Annotated in this window: 16 protein-coding genes, 2 tRNA genes and 1 pseudogene; 14 read left to right on the forward strand and 5 right to left on the reverse strand. The window is 64.2% G+C overall.

The window, feature by feature from the left end; translation table 11 throughout:
• Nucleotides 1-76: 76 nt before the first annotated feature.
• Nucleotides 77-1,096 carry a universal stress protein gene (locus tag GDR53_RS16755; protein ID WP_193335574.1) on the reverse strand — a complete coding sequence of 340 codons (1,020 nt, stop codon included), beginning with the start codon at nt 1,094-1,096 and terminating at the stop codon, nt 77-79.
• A 459-nt stretch (nt 1,097-1,555) separates the two neighbouring features.
• Here GDR53_RS16755 and GDR53_RS16760 point away from each other — a divergent pair.
• A pseudogene (locus GDR53_RS16760) lies at nt 1,556-2,973 on the forward strand (IS1182 family transposase).
• Nucleotides 2,974-3,033: 60 nt separating this feature from the next.
• Nucleotides 3,034-4,229, forward strand: a protein-coding gene (locus GDR53_RS16765; protein WP_193335575.1) for an IS3 family transposase whose coding sequence is annotated in 2 segments (ribosomal slippage) — nt 3,034-3,283 and nt 3,283-4,229 — 1,197 coding nt in all. Because the reading frame shifts where the segments join, the coding sequence is not laid out codon by codon here.
• 512 nt (nt 4,230-4,741) lie between these two features.
• On the opposite strand, the gene GDR53_RS16770 is transcribed toward GDR53_RS16765, so the two are convergent.
• Together GDR53_RS16770 and GDR53_RS16775 are read right to left on the reverse strand one after the other, a co-directional pair.
• Nucleotides 4,742-4,826: transfer RNA gene (locus GDR53_RS16770), tRNA-Tyr, on the reverse strand.
• Between the two features lie 173 nt (nt 4,827-4,999).
• Complete coding sequence (locus tag GDR53_RS16775; RefSeq protein WP_193335576.1) at nt 5,000-5,854, reverse strand: sugar phosphate isomerase/epimerase family protein; 855 nt, start codon at nt 5,852-5,854, stop codon at nt 5,000-5,002.
• Nucleotides 5,855-5,952: 98 nt separating this feature from the next.
• Here GDR53_RS16775 and GDR53_RS16780 point away from each other — a divergent pair.
• The 5 genes from GDR53_RS16780 (at nt 5,953) to GDR53_RS16800 (ending at nt 11,654) form a co-directional block, all read left to right on the forward strand.
• A tRNA-Gly gene (locus GDR53_RS16780) sits at nt 5,953-6,026 on the forward strand.
• A gap of 303 nt (nt 6,027-6,329) precedes the next feature.
• Nucleotides 6,330-7,487, forward strand: coding sequence for a glycosyltransferase (locus tag GDR53_RS16785; protein WP_193335577.1), 1,158 nt, complete (start codon nt 6,330-6,332; stop codon nt 7,485-7,487).
• Complete coding sequence (locus GDR53_RS16790; RefSeq protein WP_193335578.1) at nt 7,484-8,482, forward strand: glycosyltransferase family 2 protein; 999 nt, start codon at nt 7,484-7,486, stop codon at nt 8,480-8,482. The genes GDR53_RS16785 and GDR53_RS16790 overlap by 4 nt, the downstream gene beginning before the upstream one ends.
• A gap of 4 nt (nt 8,483-8,486) precedes the next feature.
• Nucleotides 8,487-9,389, forward strand: a complete 903-nt coding sequence (locus GDR53_RS16795; protein ID WP_193335579.1) for a glycosyltransferase — start codon at nt 8,487-8,489, stop codon at nt 9,387-9,389.
• A 30-nt stretch (nt 9,390-9,419) separates the two neighbouring features.
• Nucleotides 9,420-11,654, forward strand: a complete 2,235-nt coding sequence (locus GDR53_RS16800; RefSeq protein WP_193335580.1) for a Wzz/FepE/Etk N-terminal domain-containing protein — start codon at nt 9,420-9,422, stop codon at nt 11,652-11,654.
• A gap of 18 nt (nt 11,655-11,672) precedes the next feature.
• On the opposite strand, the gene galU is transcribed toward GDR53_RS16800, so the two are convergent.
• Complete coding sequence (galU, locus tag GDR53_RS16805) at nt 11,673-12,584, reverse strand: UTP--glucose-1-phosphate uridylyltransferase GalU (RefSeq protein ID WP_193335581.1); 912 nt, start codon at nt 12,582-12,584, stop codon at nt 11,673-11,675.
• A 435-nt stretch (nt 12,585-13,019) separates the two neighbouring features.
• Between galU and GDR53_RS16810 the strand changes: the two genes are divergently transcribed.
• The 7 genes from GDR53_RS16810 (at nt 13,020) to GDR53_RS16840 (ending at nt 19,639) form a co-directional block, all read left to right on the forward strand.
• Nucleotides 13,020-13,202 carry a hypothetical protein gene (locus GDR53_RS16810; RefSeq protein WP_193335582.1) on the forward strand — a complete coding sequence of 61 codons (183 nt, stop codon included), beginning with the start codon at nt 13,020-13,022 and terminating at the stop codon, nt 13,200-13,202.
• Between the two features lie 422 nt (nt 13,203-13,624).
• On the forward strand, nt 13,625-14,284 hold the full coding sequence (locus GDR53_RS16815) for a sugar transferase (RefSeq protein WP_193335583.1): 660 nt from the start codon (nt 13,625-13,627) through the stop codon (nt 14,282-14,284).
• A gap of 11 nt (nt 14,285-14,295) precedes the next feature.
• Nucleotides 14,296-14,679, forward strand: coding sequence for a hypothetical protein (locus GDR53_RS16820; RefSeq protein ID WP_193335584.1), 384 nt, complete (start codon nt 14,296-14,298; stop codon nt 14,677-14,679).
• 26 nt (nt 14,680-14,705) lie between these two features.
• Entirely contained in the window at nt 14,706-15,908 is a 1,203-nt protein-coding gene (locus tag GDR53_RS16825; RefSeq protein WP_193335585.1) for a glycosyltransferase family 2 protein, read from the forward strand.
• Nucleotides 15,905-17,197, forward strand: coding sequence for an O-antigen ligase family protein (locus GDR53_RS16830; RefSeq protein ID WP_193335586.1), 1,293 nt, complete (start codon nt 15,905-15,907; stop codon nt 17,195-17,197). The genes GDR53_RS16825 and GDR53_RS16830 overlap by 4 nt, the downstream gene beginning before the upstream one ends.
• A complete protein-coding gene (locus tag GDR53_RS16835; RefSeq protein WP_193335587.1) occupies nt 17,148-18,149 on the forward strand; it encodes a glycosyltransferase family 2 protein in 1,002 nt (333 codons plus the stop codon). The genes GDR53_RS16830 and GDR53_RS16835 overlap by 50 nt, the downstream gene beginning before the upstream one ends.
• A complete protein-coding gene (locus tag GDR53_RS16840; RefSeq protein ID WP_193335588.1) occupies nt 18,146-19,639 on the forward strand; it encodes a lipopolysaccharide biosynthesis protein in 1,494 nt (497 codons plus the stop codon). The genes GDR53_RS16835 and GDR53_RS16840 overlap by 4 nt, the downstream gene beginning before the upstream one ends.
• On the opposite strand, the gene GDR53_RS16845 is transcribed toward GDR53_RS16840, so the two are convergent.
• The gene (locus GDR53_RS16845) at nt 19,636-20,529 is read right to left on the reverse strand and encodes a polysaccharide pyruvyl transferase family protein (protein WP_193335589.1); all 894 of its coding nucleotides are present in this window, start codon (nt 20,527-20,529) and stop codon (nt 19,636-19,638) included. The genes GDR53_RS16840 and GDR53_RS16845 overlap by 4 nt on opposite strands.
• Nucleotide 20,530 lies beyond the last annotated feature (1 nt).

Raw genomic sequence — 20,530 nt, forward strand, 5'->3', positions numbered from 1 at the left:
CCAAACCTGCCTGACGTGGCCAAGACACGGGCACTCTCCGCCACCGGATCGTGCGGGGACTGTGGTTCCGCCGCTGTCATTGCGCCAACGTGCCTGGCCGGCGCGGGCCTTTCGAGCGTGCATCGGCAAAGGCATGTTTGTCACCAATGCCGCTGCCAATTCGGATCACCAGCGTCGGAACGCTGGAGCGCTTGACGAGAAAGCTTGCGACGTCACCGAACGGCACATCGGCAAAGCCACTATGTCCATGCGACGCCACGATGAGAAGATCAATCTCCTGCTCATCGATGGCCGCCACCAGCTTGCGGCGAACGTCCCCGCCGCTGAATACCATGCTGGTGGCCCGCAATCCGGTCGCGCGTATGCGTGCGCACAACTGATCAAGATAGCTACGGGCGACCCGTTCGTTGCGCTCATTGACCTGCGACCTCAGTTCACTGTCATTGGGCTCGCTCGGGCCCGCCCCGGTGAAGACCGGTTCGGGGATTGAATGCACCAGAACCAGCTCAGCGCCGTCCGACCGCGCGATCTTTTCGACCAGCGGCATGACGCGCTCTGATCGCCCCGAACAGTCGAGCGGCACCAGAATTCTGGAAAACTTCTGTTTGGGCGTGATGCCAACCGGCACCAGAAGCAGCGAATTTCTGCCGCCTTCCAGAACTTGGCGGGCCGTCTCACCCATGGCGGCATTTGCGCTTCCATGTCCCCGGCCCAGGACCGCGATGTCCTGCGGTCGGCTCGCCAGGATGTCGCAGATCTGCTCGGCGCTGCGCCCTTCGAGCACGTCGGTGGTGGGCGGCTCGTCGCCTATGGTGTGGTCTTGCGCAAGGCGCCCCATATGCACCTTGGCTTCGCGCAGCTTGAAGTCCCATTCGACCGGATCGATGGGCGCGCCATTTTCCGTCACGCCATGGGTTTCAATGACGTAAACGAAGGTCAGCTCGGCGCCCAAGGCCCGGGCGATGGCCTTGGCCGGCGGGATCAGTTCCGGCGTTTCATGAGCCAGATCAACGCACACCAATACTCCCGGCGCCACTTCGGATTTCTCCGAACCCGAGGTCCTTGGTCCAGTCCGCCCTGAGGAAGCGTCCTGCATGTTCCAGCCTCCTGGAAAACGTGGGAGCACGACGACTGCCGCGTCCCTTTCACACCCGACCGCAGGATATGCTCTGCCCAGTAATCATGGCCAGTTGTGGCGGCAGAAATTCGGCAGCCAACGAAATATTCGTTCTTGAACTACTCATAATCGGTAGCGGCGTTGGGTACATTGTCCTACATCAATTTTCATTCTGAGTGGTCGCTATCTCGATCGCCACAGAAAACCAGAACCTTCGCCTGGCCATGCCTCAAATCTTCCCGGCGCTCGGAATTCCCCCCTAGTCCTTGACTGTCTCTCCAGGATGTCCGCTTCGGGCCAATCCGAGACCTTGTGTAAATCAAGTTGGATGTCCGGTATTCGCTCCGCTTGTCTAGGAGCTGCCAGGCTGCCATCGTTCCGAGGCTGTGTGAAAAGTCCTGAATATGGTATGATCTTGCACTGCTTCGGAGGTGCCAGATGGGACGTTTCGTTGAAGTTGCTGACCGACAGCAGGCGAGTTTTCTGCCGGCCTGTCTTGAGGATTATGTGGCTGCGGATAATCCGGTCCGCATCATCGATGCCTTTGTCGATGAACTCGACCTGGCCGAACTCGGCTTCGCGCGCGTGCAGCCGGCAGCGACCGGCAGACCCGGTTACGCCCCGGGCACCATGCTCAAGCTCTACATCTATGGATACCTCCATCAGCTGACCTCGAGCCGGAAGCTGGAGCACGAGGCCGGTCGCAATATCGAGCTGATGTGGCTGACCGGCAAACTGGTTCCGAGTTCAAGACCATTGCCGATTTCCGCCATGACAATGCTGGTGCGATCCAGATCGCCTGCCAGCGCTTCGTTGCCATCTGCCGAGCCCTTGGCTTGGTCGGTGGCTGCATGGTCGCGATCGATGGCTCACGTCTGCGCGCGGTGAACACCCACGAGAAGAACTACACCAAGGGCAAGCTGGCGCGCCGGAAGGCCCATGTTGAGGAGAGCATTGCGCGCTATCTGGCCGAGCTCGAGCAAGCCGACGGTGCCGAGACCGGCCCGGCCACGCCGCGGATCGAGCACCTGACCGAACGACTGGCGTCACTGCGCGGCCGCCTTGGCGAACTTGAGGCGATCGGTCGACAGCTGGAAGCTTCCCCTGACGGGCAGATATCGCTCACCGATCCGGACGCCCGCGCCATGGCAACCGGCAGCGACCATCGCGGCGTCGTCGGCTATAATGTGCAGGCGGCCGTCGACACCAAGCACCATATTGTGGTGGCCAATGCGGTGACCAACCGGGGTCATGACCGCTCGCATCTGCTGGAGATGGCCAAGGCCGCCCAGGCCGAGATCGGTGCTGCGCAGATGATCGCCCTTGCCGATCGCGGATACTATGAGGGCGAGCAGATCCGCTCCTGCGTGCAAGCCGGCATCGTCCCCATGGTGCCCAAGCCCAACACCTCACCGGCCCAGGCGCGCGGCTTCTGGGGCAAGCCCGCGTTCGTTTATCAGCCTGAGAACGACGCCTATCGTTGCCCTGTCGGTGCGCAACTTCACAAGCGCCATACCACGGTTGAGGCTGGCAAGCTCATCAACGTCTATTACAACCAGAAGGCCTGCAGTGCCTGCCCATCGCACCCCCTCTGCACGGCCGGCAAGGAAAAGCGCATCCGACGATGGGAGCATGAGGCGGTGCTCGATGAGATGGAGCGTCGCTTCGAGGCCATGCCCGACGCAATGGCGGTCCGCCGTTGTACGGTCGAGCACGTCTTCGGCACCATCAAAGGATGGATGGGCGCCACCCACTTCCGAACGCGGCGCCTCAAGAACGTCGCCACCGAAGCCAGCCTGGCGATCCTGGCCTACAACATCAAGCGCGCCATTGCGGTCGCCGGCGTTGCCTCATGACGTGAGCCCTTAGATCTCCTCCAAAAATGAGTAGAGTCCGTCCATTAAAGGAGACGGACAATGAAGGCTTCGCGGTTCAGCGAGGAACAGATTATCGGCATGATCAAGGAGCAGGAGGCCGGGATGCCGACTGCCGATGTGTGCCGCAAGCATGGCGTGAGCAGCGCGACGTTTTACAAGTACAAGGCCAAGTTCGGCGGCATGGACGTCAGCGAGGCACGGCGGCTCAAGGTCCTGGAAGACGAGAACGCCCGGCTCAAGAAGCTGTTGGCCGAGGCGATGCTGGACAACGCCATGCTCAAGGATCTCAGCACAAAAAAATGGTAACGCCCGCCGTCAGGCGAGAAGCCGTGGCTTACCTCTGCGAGGCCTTCGCGGTGAGCCAGCGTCGGGCGTGTTCGGTGATCGGGGTTGATCGAACATCGGTGCGTCATGTGAGCACGCGATCCGATGATCAGGCCGTTCGGGCACGGCTGCGCGAACTGGCGGCCGTGCGCCGCCGGTTCGGCTATCGCCGGCTGCATGTGCTGTTGGATCGGGAGGGGATCATGCTCAACCACAAGAAGCTGCGTCGGATCTATGCCGAGGAACGGCTGCAGGTTCGCCGTCGCGGCGGCCGCAAAAGAGCCTTGGGTACACGGGCGCCCATGGTCCTGCCGTCAGGTCCGAACCAGCGTTGGTCCCTCGATTTTGTCAGCGATGCGCTGACCGATGGTCGACGCTTCCGCATCCTGTGCATTGTCGATGACTATACCAGGGAATGCCTCTGCCTGATCGCCGATACATCGCTGTCCGGGCTTCGGGTGGCGCGAGAACTGGATCTGCTCATGGTCCAGCGTGGCCGACCGCACACTGTGGTCAGTGACAACGGGACGGAACTGACCAGTATGGCAATCCTGCGCTGGAGCCAGGATCGGCGGATTGAATGGCACTACACCGCGCCCGGCAAGCCGACACAGAACGCGTTCGTGGAGAGCTTCAACGGCCGGCTGCGTGACGAACTGCTCAACGAGACCCTGTTCACCTCATTGGCACACGCCAGGTTCAACCTGGCGGCCTGGAAGGAGGACTACAACACAGTCAGACCACATGGCAGCCTTGGCAATCTGCCGCCGGCCATCTACGCAAAACTCAACGCTCCCGGCATGCAATGGGACGGAGCGCTTGAGCAACTGGGGAGCACCGCGCTCCCTCCCATTGCACCACCGAGCCCGAAAGGCTCAAACGACGAAAGGACTCTGCTCTCGGCTGGATGAAGTCGGGGGCTCACGTCACTCAACCCTCAAGGCGATAACCGGGTGAACGAAGCTGACGCGCGCCAATGCAAAACAACCTAAGCGATCAGCTTCGCCGAGTTCTCACACGGCCTCGGCCCCGTTTCGGTCGTTCAGGCTAACCTGACAATTCCCAGAAGCCGCTATTCGATTGCGTGGGAAAATGTCGCTTGGTGCCAATTGCGGTCATTTCAGTCTTGAGGAACGATCAAAACGTCTCATAGCGAGGTGGGCGGGTAGAATATGACCGAGTTCGAAGATCGCATTCGTACGATGACAGCGGCGCGTGACGGGGCTTACAGGTTGCCGCCGGGCGGCTCTAGTGCATAGAGCTTCTGTTCGTAGGTAAGCTCATCCCATCCCGGCAGTTTCCACGGCGGGATCATGCTGACACCGCCCCAGCCGTGAGGCTGAAACTGTCCAACAAACTGTCCAACAGTGCGGTGGGGGAAGTGCCCGGAAACGCTGGCCGCTGGGCCGGTGCGAAAGGGCGATGGTGGAGGGGACTGGATTCGAACCAGTGTACGCTAAGCGGTCAGATTTACAGTCTGATGGATTTAACCACTCTCCCACCCCTCCACTACAACGTCGCTTGGGTAGGATGACGCTGTGCCAAGGCACGTCGTCGGGGCGGTTTATGGTGGTCTGTGACAGGAGTGTCAACTCCCCATCGGCAAAGCGTGGCAAAAAACCGGTGGGCGTCTAAATGCTTAGCGCCGACGCTGGCGGCGTCGGCCGGTCGGGGGCAGTGATCAGGCCCCGGCTTGGGCCCAGTTCTGCCGGATAAACTGCGCGGATTCGGCGAACAGGGTTGGGTAATCGGGAAAGAGCGGGCGCCAGACGCGGGTGGCGGCCGCCAGTTCGGGCAGGCCGGCGCCGAATGCTTCCACGGTGACCCAGCCGTCAAAGCCGGTGCCGCGCACGGCCGAGAAGATGGCGGCAAAATCGATCTGGCCGCGGCCGGGAATGCCGCGATCGTTTTCCGAGACATGCAGCACGCCCAGATGCGGGCCGAGCGTGGCGATGGCACCGACCTGGCTGCGTTCCTCGATATGGGCGTGGAAGGTGTCGTACATGATGCGCAGGGCAGGGTGATCGACCAGGTCAAGGTAGGCCCGGGCCTGCGCCATGGTGTTGAGGAAATAGGTCTCGAAGCGGTTGAGGGGCTCAAGGCTGAGATAGATGCCGTTGGCGGCAGCGCGCTCGGCCAGGTCGTGATGCGCCTCCGCGCCGCGGCGCCATTCCTCCGGGGTTGGGCCCGCGCCGGTAAAGTGGCCGATCGGGGCATGGATCGGGCCGCCTAAGCCCTCGGCGCCCAGGGCAATGGCGCAATCGAGGGCCCAGTCGAGATGGGCGCGGCCGGCCAGCCGCTCGTCGGGGTCGGCGCTGACCGGGTTGGCGTGAACCGACGGGATCACCGAGGTGGTGGTGCGGCGCAGGCCGATACGGTCCAGCTCGCGGCCGAGCCAGCCATAGTGCTCGGGCCCGCCGCGCAGCACCGGCACCTCGACGCCATCATAGCCGAGATCCTTGAGCTGGCGCAGGGTGTCGAGATGGTCGGCCTCGATGAAGCCGCTGATGCACAACAGATTGATACCAAGCAGCACTGCACGCTCCGTTATCTGGCAATAGGTCCGGCACCCGTTGTCGGGGCTTGCAGGCGCGCCACGGTCGGGCTAATGGCTTGTCATCGGTCCTCGACCGGGCGGGTATAGCTCAGTGGTAGAGCAGCAGCCTTCCAAGCTGAATATGCGGGTTCGATTCCCGCTACCCGCTCCATTTCTCACCTTTTCACATTCGTCACCACATTGAAAAGGCTGATCGGGCCCGCGGATACACGCCGTCGCCCGTGGACACGGTTCAGGCGGTATCGCGGCGCTATTGGGGCTGTTTCGTGACATGCGATTGGCGCATCGCTGCGTCACCCCAGGCCACGTTGACCCCCTCATCCATGCATTCTCAAGTGCGCATTCGTCCCATCGCTTCGGATGATGGTTGTTCGGCGCGTGCCGGACAAATGCAATAGCCGCCGGGCCAGTTGGGCCTACCGGCCAGGTTACCGCCTGGAACAGGAGTCGCGCATTGCCAACTATTTTGTACCTCGTACACAACCTTGCCGATCCGGCCGTAGGGCGGCGCGTGGCCATGTTCCGGCAGGGCGGCGCCGCGGTCGAGATTGCCGGGTTCAGGCGGGGCGATGCGCCACCGCCGAGTTTGCCGCTCGACAAGATAGTGGAACTCGATATCACCCATGACGGCCGCATGCTGCAGCGCCTGGGCGCGACGCTAGCGGCCGCCTGGCGGGCCCCCAGCTGGGCAAAGTCCCTGCGGCGCCCGGACATCATCGTCGCCCGCAATCTGGAAATGCTCGGCGTGGCGCAGCGGTTGATGGGGCTGTGGGACGTGGCGCCGGTCCTGGTCTATGAGTGCCTCGACATCCACCGCCTGATGCTGCGGACCGACCGGATCGGCGGGGCCATGCGGGCTCTCGAGCAGCGGCTGATGCGCGATGTCGATCTGGTCATCACCAGTTCGCCGGCATTTGTGCGCAATTACTTCGCCATTCATGGCTCGCCGCCGGTGCACCTGGTGGAGAACAAGGTGTTTGCCCCCGATATGGTCGCCTTTGGCAGCAACCCCGCCCTGGCGGAGGGCTCTGACGTGCTGCGCGTCGGCTGGTTCGGGGCACTGCGCTGCAATCGCTCCCTGGCCGCGCTGGAAGACCTGACGCAGCGCCTCGAGGGGCGCGTCGCGGTCACGCTCGCCGGCCGCCCGGCGTTGACCGAATTTCCAGATTTCCACAACCGGGTGGATCAGGCGCGCCATATCACCTTCCAGGGTGCCTTTTCCTATCCCCAGGATCTGCCCAAGCTCTATTCGGCGGTGCACTTCGTCTGGGCAATCGACTTTTTCGAGGCGGGGCTCAATTCGAACTGGCTGCTGCCCAACCGCCTCTATGAGGGGTGCCTCAATGGCGCGATCCCGATCGCCCTGGCCGGCACCGAGACGGCGCGGTTCATCGAGCGGCTCGGCATAGGCGTCGTGCTCCCCGATATTGCCCCGGACACCCTCGTGGCCATGTTCGCTTCTATGACGCCTGCGCGCGTTCGGGAACTGGCGGCCGGCGTGGCCGCCCAGGAACGTCTTACCTTTCTCTGCGAGGCCCGCGAATGCACCGATCTGGTGCAGCGCCTCGCCACCCGCCGGTCCGACCGGCCTGCACTGGAGGCCGCCGCATGAGTGCCCGCACCCTGATCGTGGTTCCCACCCTCAATGAAGCGCGCCATATCGACGATCTGCTATCGGCATTGCTGGTTGAGGCCGAGGCGCTTGATGCCACGATCGTCGTCGCCGATGGCGGCAGCGCCGACGCCACGTGCACGATCGTCATGGAATGGGCCCAGCATAGTCCGCGCGTGCGCCTGCTGCACAATCCGCAGCGGATCCAGAGCGCGGCGATCAATCTGGTCGTGGCCGAATTCGGCGACACGGCCGACTATCTCATTCGCATCGATGCACACGGCGCCTATCCGCCCGACTATTGCCGCAAGCTGGTTGCCGAGGCCGTCGAGCTTGACGCTGCCTCGATCGTCGTACCGATGATCACCGTGGGCGTTGCCCCCTTCCAGCGTGCGGTGGCCACGGCACAGAATTCGGCCATTGGCACCGGCGGCTCGGCGCATCGCTCGGGCAAGGCGCGGGGCCCTGTCGATCATGGCCACCATGCGCTGATGCGGGTCGATGCCTTTCGCGGCGTGGGCGGCTATGATCAGACCTTCCGCTTCAACGAGGATGCCGAGCTCGACTATCGGTTGCGGCAGGCCGGCCACACCATCTGGCTCACCGACCGCACGGCCATGACCTATTATCCGCGGTCGACGGCGGCGGGGCTGTTCCGGCAGTATTTCGGCTATGGCGGGGGCAGGGCGCGCAATATCCTCAAGCACCGGGTAATGCCGCGTCTGCGGCAGCTGGCGCCGCTCGCCATCCTGCCGGTTGTGCTGCTGGCCGCCCTGTCGCTCTGGCATTGGGGCTTCCTGGTGCCGCTGGCGCTGTGGGGTATTGGCTGCATCGCGCTGGGCATACACGCGGCGCGCAAATACTATCCCGACTATGGCATGCCCATGGCGCTGTCGCCGCTGGTGGGCGTGGCGGCGATGATCATGCATCTGGCCTGGTCATCCGGCTTCTGGGCGCATGTGGCGCAGCGGCCGTTTCGTCGCGGGTCGGTGTGATCGCATGGCCAGCATAGACATCTGCATCTGCACCTTTCGCCGGCCGTTCCTGGCAGAAACGCTGCAATCGGTCGCGCGGTTGAGCGCCGGTGCGCACGATATTCGCGTGATCATTGCCGATAACGACCAGCAGCCATCCGCCCGCGACCTGGTCGAGGACTGGCGCGGGCGCCTGCCCTTCGCGGTGACCTATGTGCATGCGCCGGCGGCCAATATCTGCATTGCCCGCAACGCCTGCCTTAATCATGCCAGTGCCGATTTCGTCGCCTTTGTGGATGACGATGAAGTCGTTGCGCCCGGCTGGATCGAGGCGTTGGTGGGACAGGCCGAAGCGGGCCAGGCCGCAGCGGTGCTGGGTCCGGTTCGCGCCATCTATGCCCCGGACGCGCCGCGCTGGATGGTGGAAGGCGATTTTCATTCCACACTGCCGGTCTATGTCGATGGACAGATCCGGACGGGCTATACCTGCAATGTGCTTATCCGCTGGAGCCCGCCCTATAGCGCCTTGCGCTTCGATCTGGCGCTCGGTCAGTCCGGCGGCGAGGACACGGCATTCTTTTATCAGCTGACGGCGCTGGGCGGCACCATCGCCTATGCCCCTGGGGCTCGCGTCGAGGAACCCGTGCCGCCCGACCGGGCCAGCATGGCCTGGCTGGTGCGGCGGCGCCTGCGCTTCGGCCAGACGCATGGCATGCTGCAGACCGGCCCCCGTGCCAGGGCGCTCGCCATTGTGGGCGCCAAGCTTGCCTATTGCGGCGCCATGACCGCGCTGACGACATTTTCTCCCGTATTGCGGCGCCGTAACTGGCTGCGCGCGATGCTCCACCTGGGCGTAGCCGGCGGCATCCTGGGTGTGCGCCAGGCGGCCCATTACGGGCAACCGACGCAGCAACGACCCCCTTTTTGATTTTTCCAGCCACCATGGCGGAGTATGCGCATGCTTGAAAAGACCAGCTATCCGGAAACCCTGGCCCCGCAACAGGCCGATCTCAAGACGATCGACCTGGATCGCGTTGCTTCCCTGCTGCGGCGGCAGGCGCTGGTGCTGGGGCTGAGCGTCTTCGTGGTGCTGCTGCTGGCCGTGCTTTACCTGTCGCTGGCGCCGCGCAGCTATATGTCGGCCGGGCAGGTGCTGCTCGACCGCAACCTCGAACAGGCGGCCGGTGAGGGCGCGGTCCTGACCAACAGCGCCGACATGGAAGCGCAGGTGCTCAACCAGATCGAAGTGCTGCGCTCCAGTCGGGTCGCGACGGCGGTGGCCCAGTCGGAAAACCTGATGACCGATGAGGATTTTCTCAACCCACCCCCCTCGTTCTCCCAGCGGCTGCGTGGCCTCATTCCGTTCCTGCAGGGGCCGCAGACGGCCAAGCTCGATGCCAGCCTCGACGAGGTGGTGGGCACGTTGCGCGCCAATGTGCAGGTCGATCGCATGGGCCGCAGTTCAATCATCCGCGTGGGCTATGAAGCGGCGACGCCCGAGCTGGCGCAGCGCATCGCCCAGGCCTATGCCGACGCCCTGCTGCAGGATCAGCTCAATGCCGAGCTGGAAGCAACCGGCGCCGCCGCCGACTGGCTGCAGCAGCGCCTGGCCGAAATCGGCGACAGCCAGCGCAATGCCAGCCTTGCCATCGAGACCTATCGCCAGCAGACCGGCCTGTCCGTGGGGCAGGATCAGGAACTGACCACCCTGCGCATCGGTAGCCTCTCCAACCAGCTGGCCGAAGCACAGGCAGAAACCGCGCGGCTGCGCGCCCTGTCGGAAGAATTGCAGACCGTGGTGGCCGCCGGGCCGGAAGCGGCCGCCAACTATGTCTCGCTGCTGAGCGGGACGCAGGCAGACCCGGCCGAGATTGCCATATTGCGCACCCAGTCGGCCGGCCTGATCAGCCGGATTGCCGAAGTGCGCACCAACTTCGGCGAGGACCATCCGCAATTGTCGATCCTGGGCGCGGAAAAGCGCGCGCTCGACAGCCGGATCTATGCCCTGCTGCAAAATCTTGACGGGCAGTATCGCACTCAGTTGTCTATCGCCACCCAGCAGGAAGCCGGGCTGCGCAATGACATCGACTCCGAAGGCCAGAGTGCCGGCCTGATCAGCCAGGAACAGGTGCGGCTCAACGAGCTGCAGCAGCGCTCCGATGCCTTGCGCTCGCTCTACAACAGTTACCTGCTGCGCTACGAGGAATCGGTGCAGCGCCAGAGCTTCCCGATCCCCTCGATCCGCATCGTCACCGATGCGCTGCTGCCAGACCAGCCCGCGAGCCCGAGGACGGTCGTGATTCTGGCGGCGGCGCTGATTGTTGGCAGCTTCCTGGGCCTGATGCTGGGCACCATCAACGAGTTGCGCGAACGCGGCTTCCGCGTCGGCTCGCAGGTACAGCGCCATCTTCGCCTGCGCTTCCTGGGCTATGTGCCCAAGCTGCAGCTCAAGCCCGGCGCCACGCCGGGCGAACAGCTCAAGACCATTCGGACACTGGTGCGCGGGGCCGACGGCCAGCGGATCGGCCGCCGCTGGGGCGGGCCCTATATGGAAACCCTCAAGGCGACGCGCCTGTTGATGCAGCCCGTGGCCGAACGCGGCACTGCTGTGCTGGGCGTGCTCTCCGCCCTGCCGGGCGAGGGGAAATCGCTTTTCGTCGCATCCCTGGCCGAGATGCTGGCAGGCACAGGGTCGCGCGTGCTCATCGTCAGTGCCGACGAGAATACACTGCAGAGCCGAACGGCCGTGCCCGTCCGCATCATGCCCTCGCAGCGCGGCGATTGGCGCCAGGTGGCGGTGACCGACAATGACACAGGGATTGTGACGCTGGCGGCCTCGGCGCCGGAGGCGGGCGGCGGCGACCTGTCGGGGCCGGTGATGCAGAAGATTCTGGACGAGGCCCGTGGGCAGTTCGACTATGTGCTGCTCGACCTGCCAGCCCTGGGGCTGGTGATCGACGCCCTGTCCGTGCTGCCGCTGACTGATGGGGCCGTGCTGGTGGCGGAATGGGGGAAGACGCCGCGCCGGCTGCTCAACAGCCTGCTGGAGCGGGAGCCGGAACTGGGCGACTACATAGTCGGCGTGGTGCTCAACAAGGTCGATCTGGATGCCTTGCCCCGATTTACCGATGTGGGTGGGCTGGAGCGCTTCGCCCTCAATGCCGAACACAGACTGGAAGCGGCGCCCCGTTAGGGCGCCGCCGCGCGCCGTTTATTCAGCGGCGATCTTGAAGCCTTCCATCAGGGCGTCTTGCAGGCCCAGCTTGGAGAGAGCCGCCAGGAAACCCTCGCCGATGTCGTCGCGCCCCAGGGCGTAGGCGACATTTGCGGTGAGGAAGCCGATCTTGGAGCCGCAGTCGAATGACTGTCCCTCGTATTTGACGCCCATGAATTGCTGTTGCTGCATCAGGGTCTGCATGGCGTCGGTGAGCTGGATCTCCCCGCCGGCACCGCGCGGCTGGTCGGCCAGGAGCGTGAACACCTCCGGCTGCAGGATATAGCGGCCCGAGATGATCAGGTTGGAGGGCGCATCGGCGACGGCGGGCTTTTCCACCATGGCGTTGATGCGGAAACTCAGGTCGTCACCCTCGCCGCGTCCGACCACGCCATAGGAGGGGACTTCCGCCATGGGCACTTCCTCGACGGCCACCACATTGCCGCCGGTGACCTCATAGGTTTCCATCATCTGCTTGAGCACGCCGCGTGGCGCCTTGAACAGCATGTCCGGCAGCAGCAGGGCAAAGGGTTCATCGCCGACGATGTCGCGGGCACACCAGACCGCATGGCCAAGCCCGAGCGGCTCCTGCTGGCGGGTGAAGCTGGTGCGGCCGGCCGAGGGCAGGTCGCGCTGCAGCTCGCGCAGTATGCCGGTCTTGCCGCGGGCCTCGAGGTTGGCCTCGAGTTCGAACTGGCGGTCGAAATGATCCTCGATGACGCCCTTGTTGCGGCCCGTGACAAAGACGAAATGGGTGATTCCCGCCTCGCGTGCCTCATCGACCGCATATTGGATCAGCGGTCGATCCACGACGGTGAGCATTTCCTTGGGCATGGCCTTAGTGGCCGGCAAAAATCGGGTACCCAGTCCTGCGACTGGAAAAACAGCAGTTTTTACACGTTTTGGCAATTCGCTCTCCTAATTCGAGGGGTAATGAGCGGATTGGACCATGACGGGGCAAGTCGAGCCAGACGAAACGCCATTTGCACGTGCATGGCTATATTGCAGATATGCCGTTTATTCCGCTTGCCCAATTTCAAGGCAACTGTGTCCGGTTTGGCCGCATTTTTTACTGCGGCGACATATTTGATTTGGAGTTGATCGCCCTAGATTGAAGTGAAAACCGGGCCGTGCTGGCCGTGGCAAGTAGGGCGGTGGCGACGGCGCGCGGCGGCCGCGCTAGCCCGCCTTCAACGCAGACGTGATGCTTGAGCGCATTTCCATGCCATCGGCAGGGTTGTATTTACCGGCCAGTGGTATTGAGTGTGTCAATGCCGTGTCAGCCGCCGTAAAAGGGGATGCCGGGCCGCTACCGGCGCAAAGTCGGCGGCAGAGGAGGATTTCGTGGAGCCAAAGCGATCCGACGATGGTCATGTGCAGGAAGCGAGGCTTACCGAGCCCGCTTCAATGCAGGGGCGCGCGCCCTTTCCATGGCCCTGGGGTCTGGTCGCCATCGGCGTCATGGCCCTGGCCTGGGTCGGCATCTACCTCCTCTGGAATGGATTTGCCTTCCTGTTGAACTGGTAGTTTCCGTTTCTGTTTAGCGGGCAACCCGTTTTGCTTGCCGGCGCCGCAAGCGCAAGTCTAGCGGCGGCGATAGACTTGTCCGGCATAGCCGCCGCACGCCTTGCCACTTGCCGGCATGATCTGATTTGGTTCGCCCGCCCGGTTTGGGGTGAATTTGTGATCCTGCCCCGCATTGCAGCCATGCGCACCCGGCGTTGCCTCGCTTTTCTGATCATGTTTGCCTGAACTCGACGGCAATGCACAAACCCTGCTGGGGCGCGTTGCGGTCAATGCGGCGTACCCAGCTTACAGGGTCAATTCGATGTTTTGACGGGCTTGGAGCCCGCGTGGGCGCCTGCGCTTCCGCGATCCATGCCGCACGCCCAGAAGGGCAAAGCAGCGCCACCGTTCCCAAGGCTTCGAACTTAGCGAGAGAGAACGCCATGTCGACTATTGATTCATCCGACAGTCCCTCAAAATTGAGCGCCAAGTGTGGTCCGGGCAGCAAGCGGGCCTTCGACATCATGGTGGCTTCGGCTATTTTGCTGTTCGCCCTGCCCACCATGTTCTTCATCGCGGTCGTGATGTTTTCGACCGATCGCGGGCCGATCCTGTTTTCCCATGAGCGGATCGGCCGCAATGGCAAACGCTTCAAGTGCCTCAAGTTCCGGTCGATGATCGTGAACTCCCAGGAGGCGCTGCGCCAGCATCTGGAAGCCAAGCCGCAGGCCCGGGCCGAATGGGAAGCGACGCAGAAGCTGCGTGACGATCCCCGGATCACCCCGCTGGGCCGCTTCCTGCGCTCGACCAGCCTGGATGAACTGCCACAACTCATTAACGTCATCCGTGGTGAGATGAGCCTGGTCGGGCCGCGCCCGATCGTCCAGGACGAGGTGGTTCGCTATGCCGAGCAGATCGAGCACTACGCCGCTGTCCGTCCCGGCATTACCGGCCTCTGGCAGGTCAGCGGCCGCAGCGATGTCGATTACGACCAGCGTGTCGAGCTCGATACGCTCTATGTGCGGCAGCAGTCGTTCCTGGGCGACATGGTGATCCTGGTCAAGACCGTCAAGGTCGTCGTCATGCGCACCGGCAGCCGGTAAAGGAGACTTAAATGGTTCTGCTTTCACTTCGTCCCCGTGCCTTCCGCGCCCGCAATCCCGGCCGCGATGCAGAGACCGACGAGGCGCGCTTCGGCACGATCAGCAATGCCATTGCCATGGCACTGGCCGATGCCCGCCGCGAACGCGATGGCCTCAGCCAGCGCATGGATTTCTATTACGCCCAGGCGTCGACGCTGCTGGACAACGCAGCCGAGTACAGCAAGCGCGATCGTATCGACGAAGCCGCCATTGGCTCGGCCGAGAACAGCGCTGCCCGCGCCCGCCAGCGGGTGGCCCAGCTCGACAGCCAGATCCAGCGGCTGGAAGAGCTGCTGGCGCAGGTCGGGCAGGGCGGGGCCGCCGAGACCGCCGTGCCGAGCGGCGGCGTCGCCTGACGGTGAAGACGGCGCAGGCCGATAGCATGCACACCACAGGTTCGTCCGTCGGGCGCCGGCCGCGCATTTCCGTCATCATGGCCAATTTCGAGGGCGGCGATAAGATCGTGCCAGCCCTGCAATCGGTACTCGGGCAGACGATGGCCGACCTCGAAGTCATCGTCAGCGACGATGCCTCCGAGGACATCAGCCTTACCGTCATCTGCGCGATGATGGCAGCGGATCCGCGTATCCGCCTCAGCGCCAGCGATACCAATCGCGGCCCGGCCCATTGCCGCAACCGTGCGCTTGACCTGGCACGCGGCGAGTGGGTGGCCGTGGTGGATTCCGACGACATCATTCATCCCGAGCGCTTCGAGCGGCTGCTGGCGGCGGCGGCCCAGCACGAGGCCGACATCGTTGCCGACAATCTGCTGCTGTTCTTTGCCGATGGCAGCCCGCCCAGCCTGATGCTGGGCGCGGAGGCGGCAGGCAGTTTTGCAGTTTCGCCCCGGGATTGGGTGCTGGCCGGCCTTGAGGGCTCGCCGGCGCTTGGCTATCTCAAGCCGCTGATCAGGGCCGACCGGCTCGGAGCGCTGCGCTATGACGAGGGCCTGCGCATCGGCGAGGACTATGACTTCGTGCTGCGCCTGCTGCTGGCGGATGCGCGCATGGTGGTCGTGCGCGAACCCTTCTATCTCTATCGCCGGCATGCGGCGTCGATTTCCCATCGCCTGTCCGTGCCGGACATGCAGGCCATGGTGGAGCGGCAGGCGGCCCTGGCCACGGCCCAGCAACCCCTTTCGGCAGAGCTGTCGGCCGCCTTTGCCAAAAGGCTTTCGGCCCTGAGATCGGGGCTGTCCTATGAGCGGCTGGTCGCCAGCATCAAGCAAGGTCAGCCTGTGCTGGCGCTGCGCCTGCTGGCCGAGGAACCGGCTCATCTGGGGCGGCTGTGGCGCTCGTTTGTCGAGGGGCGTCGGCGCCCGACCGGCCCGGATGCCGCGGCGCCGCGGCCTGCGTCGATCGCCCTGGGCGGTCGCGGGGCGATCGACGCCGATCTGTTGGTGCCCGACTATGTGCCCACCCATGCGGTCGACTGGTCCGCCCATCGCCCAGCCTCGCCTTGGCTTGAACTGGCGGCGCATGCCGGCGGGCATTGCGTAGCGCTGGACCAGGCCGGCCACTATGCCGCCGGCTTCATCCCCGAGGCCAAGCTTGAACTACGCCCAGCCTTGCAGGCCGCGTCATGAGCGCCACCCCGATGCAGCTGACGATCAATCAAGCCTATCTTCTGACCTTTGGCGCCTTTGCCGCCCTGGTGCTCAATGCCATGTTCGGCTCGCTGGCGGCACTGGTGTTCATGGCCTGCGGCGGGCTGCTCATCGTCAGCAATGTCTCGGCCAGCATCGACAGCCTGCAGCGCTGGTGGTTCGTGCTGCTGCTGCCTGCCTATTGCCTGCTGACGGCGCTGTGGTCGCAATATCCGGCCAATTCGCTGCGCTACGGGCTGCAGCTGACCTTTACCCTGATGGTCGCCGTGGTGCTGACGGGACGCCTGTCGACCCGGTCGCTGATGCGGCTGATGTTCATCGTCTATGGCATTGGGGTAATCGCCAGTATCCTCTTCGGGCGGACGGGGTCGTTCGGCGCCTGGCTGGGCGTGTTCGGCAGCAAGAACGCTTTTGCGGCCCATATTGCGGTGTTTGCACTGATCGCGGTGGCCGTGGCTGCCGATGGCAAGTCACACTGGGGAATGCGGTTGCTGGGTGTGGCCGGAGCGGCGTCAGCGGCGCCCCTGCTGGTGCTGGCGCAATCGGCCGGGGCCAGCATGATGGTGGTGCCGTGCATCGGCATTGTCCTGCTGACCGTGCTGTCGGCGCGGTTGAGCGGCATGCAGCGGGTCTTCATGATCGCCGTGCTGCTCCTGGGCGCTGCCGCGCTGGCGCTGCTGATCGGCACAATGGGCGATGCGCTGCTCACCGATATTCTCGAAGGCTCGGGCAAGGATGCGACACTGACCGGTCGGACCGAGCTCTGGGCCACTGGGCTGGGCTATATCGCCGAAAGGCCGCTGCAGGGGTTGGGTTATCGCTCGTTCTGGGTAGCCGGCTTTGCCCCCGCCGAGGAGTTGTGGGCCATGTTCGATGTGCCCTCGGGCGCCGGGTTCAACTTCCACAACACCTACATTTCCAATGCGGTCGAGATCGGGCTGATCGGCCTGGGGCTGCAGGTCGCCATCATGTATGGCGGCGCGCTGCTGATGGCGATCTATGCCTTTGCCCGGCCCAATGCGCCCAATGCGCTGCTGCTGGCCCTGCAGACCCTGTTAATCCTGCGCAGTTTCATCGAGGTCGAGGTGTTCTTCGAATTCTCCATTCGCTCAATCATGGGCGTTGCCACACTGATCTATGCCCTTGCCGGGCTTGCCGCCTTGCGCCGCCCCTCTACGGGCGCCGCGCGGCCGCGTCTTTCCAAAGGAGTCCTGAGCCATGTCGTCCTTCCAGCCCGACCGCGTTCACTTCCGCACACCAACCTATAAGCGGCCCGAGGCGCTGCGGCGCGCGCTGCAGTCGATGATTGCCCAGACCGCACCGGACTGGGTCTGCGATGTCTATGATGACGATCCGGCCGAAGCGGGCCGGCAGGTGGTGGCTTCGCTGGACGATTCCCGCATTCGCTATACGCCCAACAAGCCGCAGCTGTTTGCCTCGCGCAATATCGACCACTGCTTTGGCGCTGATAATCCGCACGGGGCCGAGTTCTTCTGCGTGGTGGAGGATGATAATTCCATCCAACCCGATTTCTGCGCGGAAAACATCGCGCTGGCGCGGCGCGCCGGCGTCGAGATCGTGCTGCGCAATCAGGTGATCGAATATGCCAGCGGCACGCCGGATGCCCGGCTCGGCACCCAGGGCGTACTCGATGACCTGTTCACCGAGGGCACCTATGATGCCGAGGAATTCAGGCTGGCGCTGCTCGCCGGCATCGGGGTTTCCAATGGCGGGCTGTTCTGGTCGGTGCGGGCGCGCTCGATCCTGGAGATCGAATTTGCCTGCACCGCGACGCTGCAGGAATATCTGCGGACCTATTCGATCGTCGAACCGGTCTATGTGGCCATGACCCCCTTGGCGGTCTGGGCCGAAAATGCCGAGCAGACCACGCGCAATGCCGAGCTGCACGCCGGCTATCTGCGGCGTGAGCTCGATCTCAAGCGGGCGGTGCAGGCCCTGCGCCAGAAGGTCTGGGGCGAGACGAGCCAGGCGCAGCGGGCGACCTTCCTCACCAGCCCGCGCTATGCTGCGCCGGTCGAGGTGCGGGTCACCCATGTGGCCAAGGCCCTGATCGACCAGGGCCTGGAGGGGCATGTGTCCCGGCGCGAGGCGCTGCGCTTGCGCGCACGGGGGCTGATGATCCGCATGCTGGGACGGCTGACGCCGGAGTTTGACCGCTTTGTCGCCTCGCGCCAGCGGGGGCCTGTACAGCCGGCATGACCATTGCAATAGAATCGACTTCCGGGGAGCCGGCCAAAGGGCGTGACCATCTCACCAAGGGGCGCGCCTCTGCCGCGATCCGGGGCACGCTGTGGTCGCTGGTCAGCAGCTTCGTGCCCGGCGCCCTGGGCTTTCTGGTGTTTCTGGCCAGCTCGCGCGTGCTGTCGCCGACCGAATTCGGCATTGTCGCCTTTGCCGTCAGCATTGCCAGCGTGGGCGTTGCCCTGGCCCCGGCGGGCTTCCGCGAGGCGCTGATCCAGCGCGAAAAGATCAGTTCGGCTCATCTCGATACCGTGTTCTGGCTCTGCCTGGGGGCCGCGGTGGTCATCTATGCAGCCCTCTGCGTCGCCGGACCATTCATCGGCAGTGCGGCAGGGCAGCCGCTGCTGGCCCTGCTCATTCCGCTGGTGGCGGCGCGCGTCATTTTCGACATGGCCGCCGCCGTGCCCAATGCGCTGATCGTGCGCACCATGTCGTTCAAAATGCTGGCCCTGCGCACGACGGTGGCGTCAGTGGTGACGGCGCTGGTCTGCCTGGGGCTGCTCTGGGCCGGCTTCGGCCTCTGGGCGCTGGCGTTCTCGCAGCTGGCCGGCTCGATTGCCGCCTGTATCGGGGCCATGGTGGGCGCGCGCTGGCTGCCGGGACTGCGCTTCGACCGGAGTGCTTTGGCCGACCTGCGCGCATTTGGCCTGTTCTCCAATGGCAACCACTTCATCACCACGATCAATATCGACCAGTTGCTGATCGGCGCGCTGATGGGACCGACCTGGCTGGGCATCTACAGCTTTGCCCGCCGCATCTTCCAGATCCTGACCGACCTGCTTTCGGGCGCGCTGAACCTGGTGTCCTACTCGCTGCTGTCGTCGATGCAGCGGGAACCGGACAAGCTGCGCGAGGCCTATCTGCTGGGGACCTTCGCCTCATCGGTCGTGGCCTTCCCGGTCTTTGCCGGGCTGGCGCTGGTGGCCGGCGATCTCATTCCCTTCGCCTTTGGCGCCGCCTGGGTTCCGGCCGTGCCGGTGGTGCAGGCCTTCTGTGTATTGGGTCTGCTGACCGCGGTGGGCATCCTGCAGTCGTCGCTGATCCGCAGCCAGGGCAAAGCCAATCTGTGGTTCTACTATATCCTGGGCAAACAGGCTGTGACGGTGCTGTACATTTTCCTCTTTGCCAGCTGGGGCGTGGTGGCGCTGACTACCTCGCTGGTCATCCTCAATGTCCTGCTCTGGCTGCCGACGCTGCACATGGTGGTCAGCCTGCTGGGGATCTCGATCTGGACCTATCTGCGCTCGTTCGCGGTGCCGGTGGCGGCAACGCTGGTCATGGGCCTTTGCGGCTGGCTGGTGCAGCAGGAACTGGCCGCGGTAGAGCCGCTGCTGCGGCTGGCCATAACAATAGGCGCCGCAGCCTTGAGCTACGGCGCCATGATTGCGCTGCTGGGAAGATCGCGGATCGAAACCCTGCTCGGCTTCGTCCGCCGCCGGCGCGGCTAGGCGGCTGCCACCCGGCTGCGGACGAAACCATCCACCGCCGTCTGGGCGCGTTCGGTTACCTGCAGGATCATGGCGTCGCTGCTGAGCTGCGGCTCGAGGCGGGCCATCTGGTCGAGGTGGCGGGCGGCAATCGAGGTGAACGCCTTGTTGGGCAGGGCGGCCAGGGGTGAGGCGCTGAGGCGACCAACCTTGCCCAGGCTGCCGCCGCGGCCGGTCTTGCCGATATAGTATTCGAGCACGCTGCTGGGCTTGAGCGGGTTGAGGCGCACGTCGAGATCGAGCGCGCCGGCCCAGTCGAGCCACTTCTTGTGATGGCCGCCATAGATTGGTAGGGCGCCGATCCAGGGCGTGCGCAGGGCGTCGGCGACAATGGCGCCATGCATGGCTTCGGTGATGAGCAGACGTGCCCCCTGGATCTGGCTGAGGACCTTCTCCACGGGTTCGGTGGCATCGATCAGCGTGATGCCGGCCTGCCGGCAGGCCTCGGCCCAGTTGCCACGCTCCAGGCTCTCGTAATGCGGCATGAAGGCGACGCCGACGGACTTGTCGGGAGGCGGCAGGTCCATGGCGCGCAGCAGGATGGCGCTGTCGCAGATCGACAGGTCCGGAGCGATGCCCAGTGTCTTGGCGGTGTTGGGGCCGCGCACGAAGCGCATGTCCCAGCTGCCGTCATGCACGTCGGGCAGGCCCATATAGCCGGCATAGCCCGAGCCCATGACGAATTTGCGCGATTGGGCCGGCAGATGGTCGCCGATGATGGAGCCGATGCCGACGAACAGCTCGGTTTCGTCTTCGTCGAGGAAGCCCTTGGGCAGCAAAGCCGGCCAGACATGCAGGTTCAGCTCGTCGCCGAAATTGGGCACTTTGCCGCGAAAGAATACCAGTTTCATC

Origin of the sequence: Devosia beringensis (assembly GCF_014926585.1) — a bacterium.
Taxonomy (GTDB): domain Bacteria; phylum Pseudomonadota; class Alphaproteobacteria; order Rhizobiales; family Devosiaceae; genus Devosia; species Devosia beringensis.

What these genes read in the sequence shown, in the direction of transcription:
- GDR53_RS16755 (WP_193335574.1), bottom strand. Translation starts at nt 1,096, where the DNA reads ATGCAGGACGCTTCCTCAGGGCGGACTGGACCAAGGACCTCGGGTTCG.
- GDR53_RS16790 (WP_193335578.1), top strand. Translation starts at nt 7,484, where the DNA reads ATGAGTGCCCGCACCCTGATCGTGGTTCCCACCCTCAATGAAGCGCGC.
- GDR53_RS16795 (WP_193335579.1), top strand. Translation starts at nt 8,487, where the DNA reads ATGGCCAGCATAGACATCTGCATCTGCACCTTTCGCCGGCCGTTCCTG.
- GDR53_RS16800 (WP_193335580.1), top strand. Translation starts at nt 9,420, where the DNA reads ATGCTTGAAAAGACCAGCTATCCGGAAACCCTGGCCCCGCAACAGGCC.
- GDR53_RS16815 (WP_193335583.1), top strand. Translation starts at nt 13,625, where the DNA reads ATGTCGACTATTGATTCATCCGACAGTCCCTCAAAATTGAGCGCCAAG.
- GDR53_RS16820 (WP_193335584.1), top strand. Translation starts at nt 14,296, where the DNA reads ATGGTTCTGCTTTCACTTCGTCCCCGTGCCTTCCGCGCCCGCAATCCC.
- GDR53_RS16825 (WP_193335585.1), top strand. Translation starts at nt 14,706, where the DNA reads ATGCACACCACAGGTTCGTCCGTCGGGCGCCGGCCGCGCATTTCCGTC.
- GDR53_RS16830 (WP_193335586.1), top strand. Translation starts at nt 15,905, where the DNA reads ATGAGCGCCACCCCGATGCAGCTGACGATCAATCAAGCCTATCTTCTG.
- GDR53_RS16835 (WP_193335587.1), top strand. Translation starts at nt 17,148, where the DNA reads ATGTCGTCCTTCCAGCCCGACCGCGTTCACTTCCGCACACCAACCTAT.
- GDR53_RS16840 (WP_193335588.1), top strand. Translation starts at nt 18,146, where the DNA reads ATGACCATTGCAATAGAATCGACTTCCGGGGAGCCGGCCAAAGGGCGT.
- GDR53_RS16845 (WP_193335589.1), bottom strand. Translation starts at nt 20,529, where the DNA reads ATGAAACTGGTATTCTTTCGCGGCAAAGTGCCCAATTTCGGCGACGAG.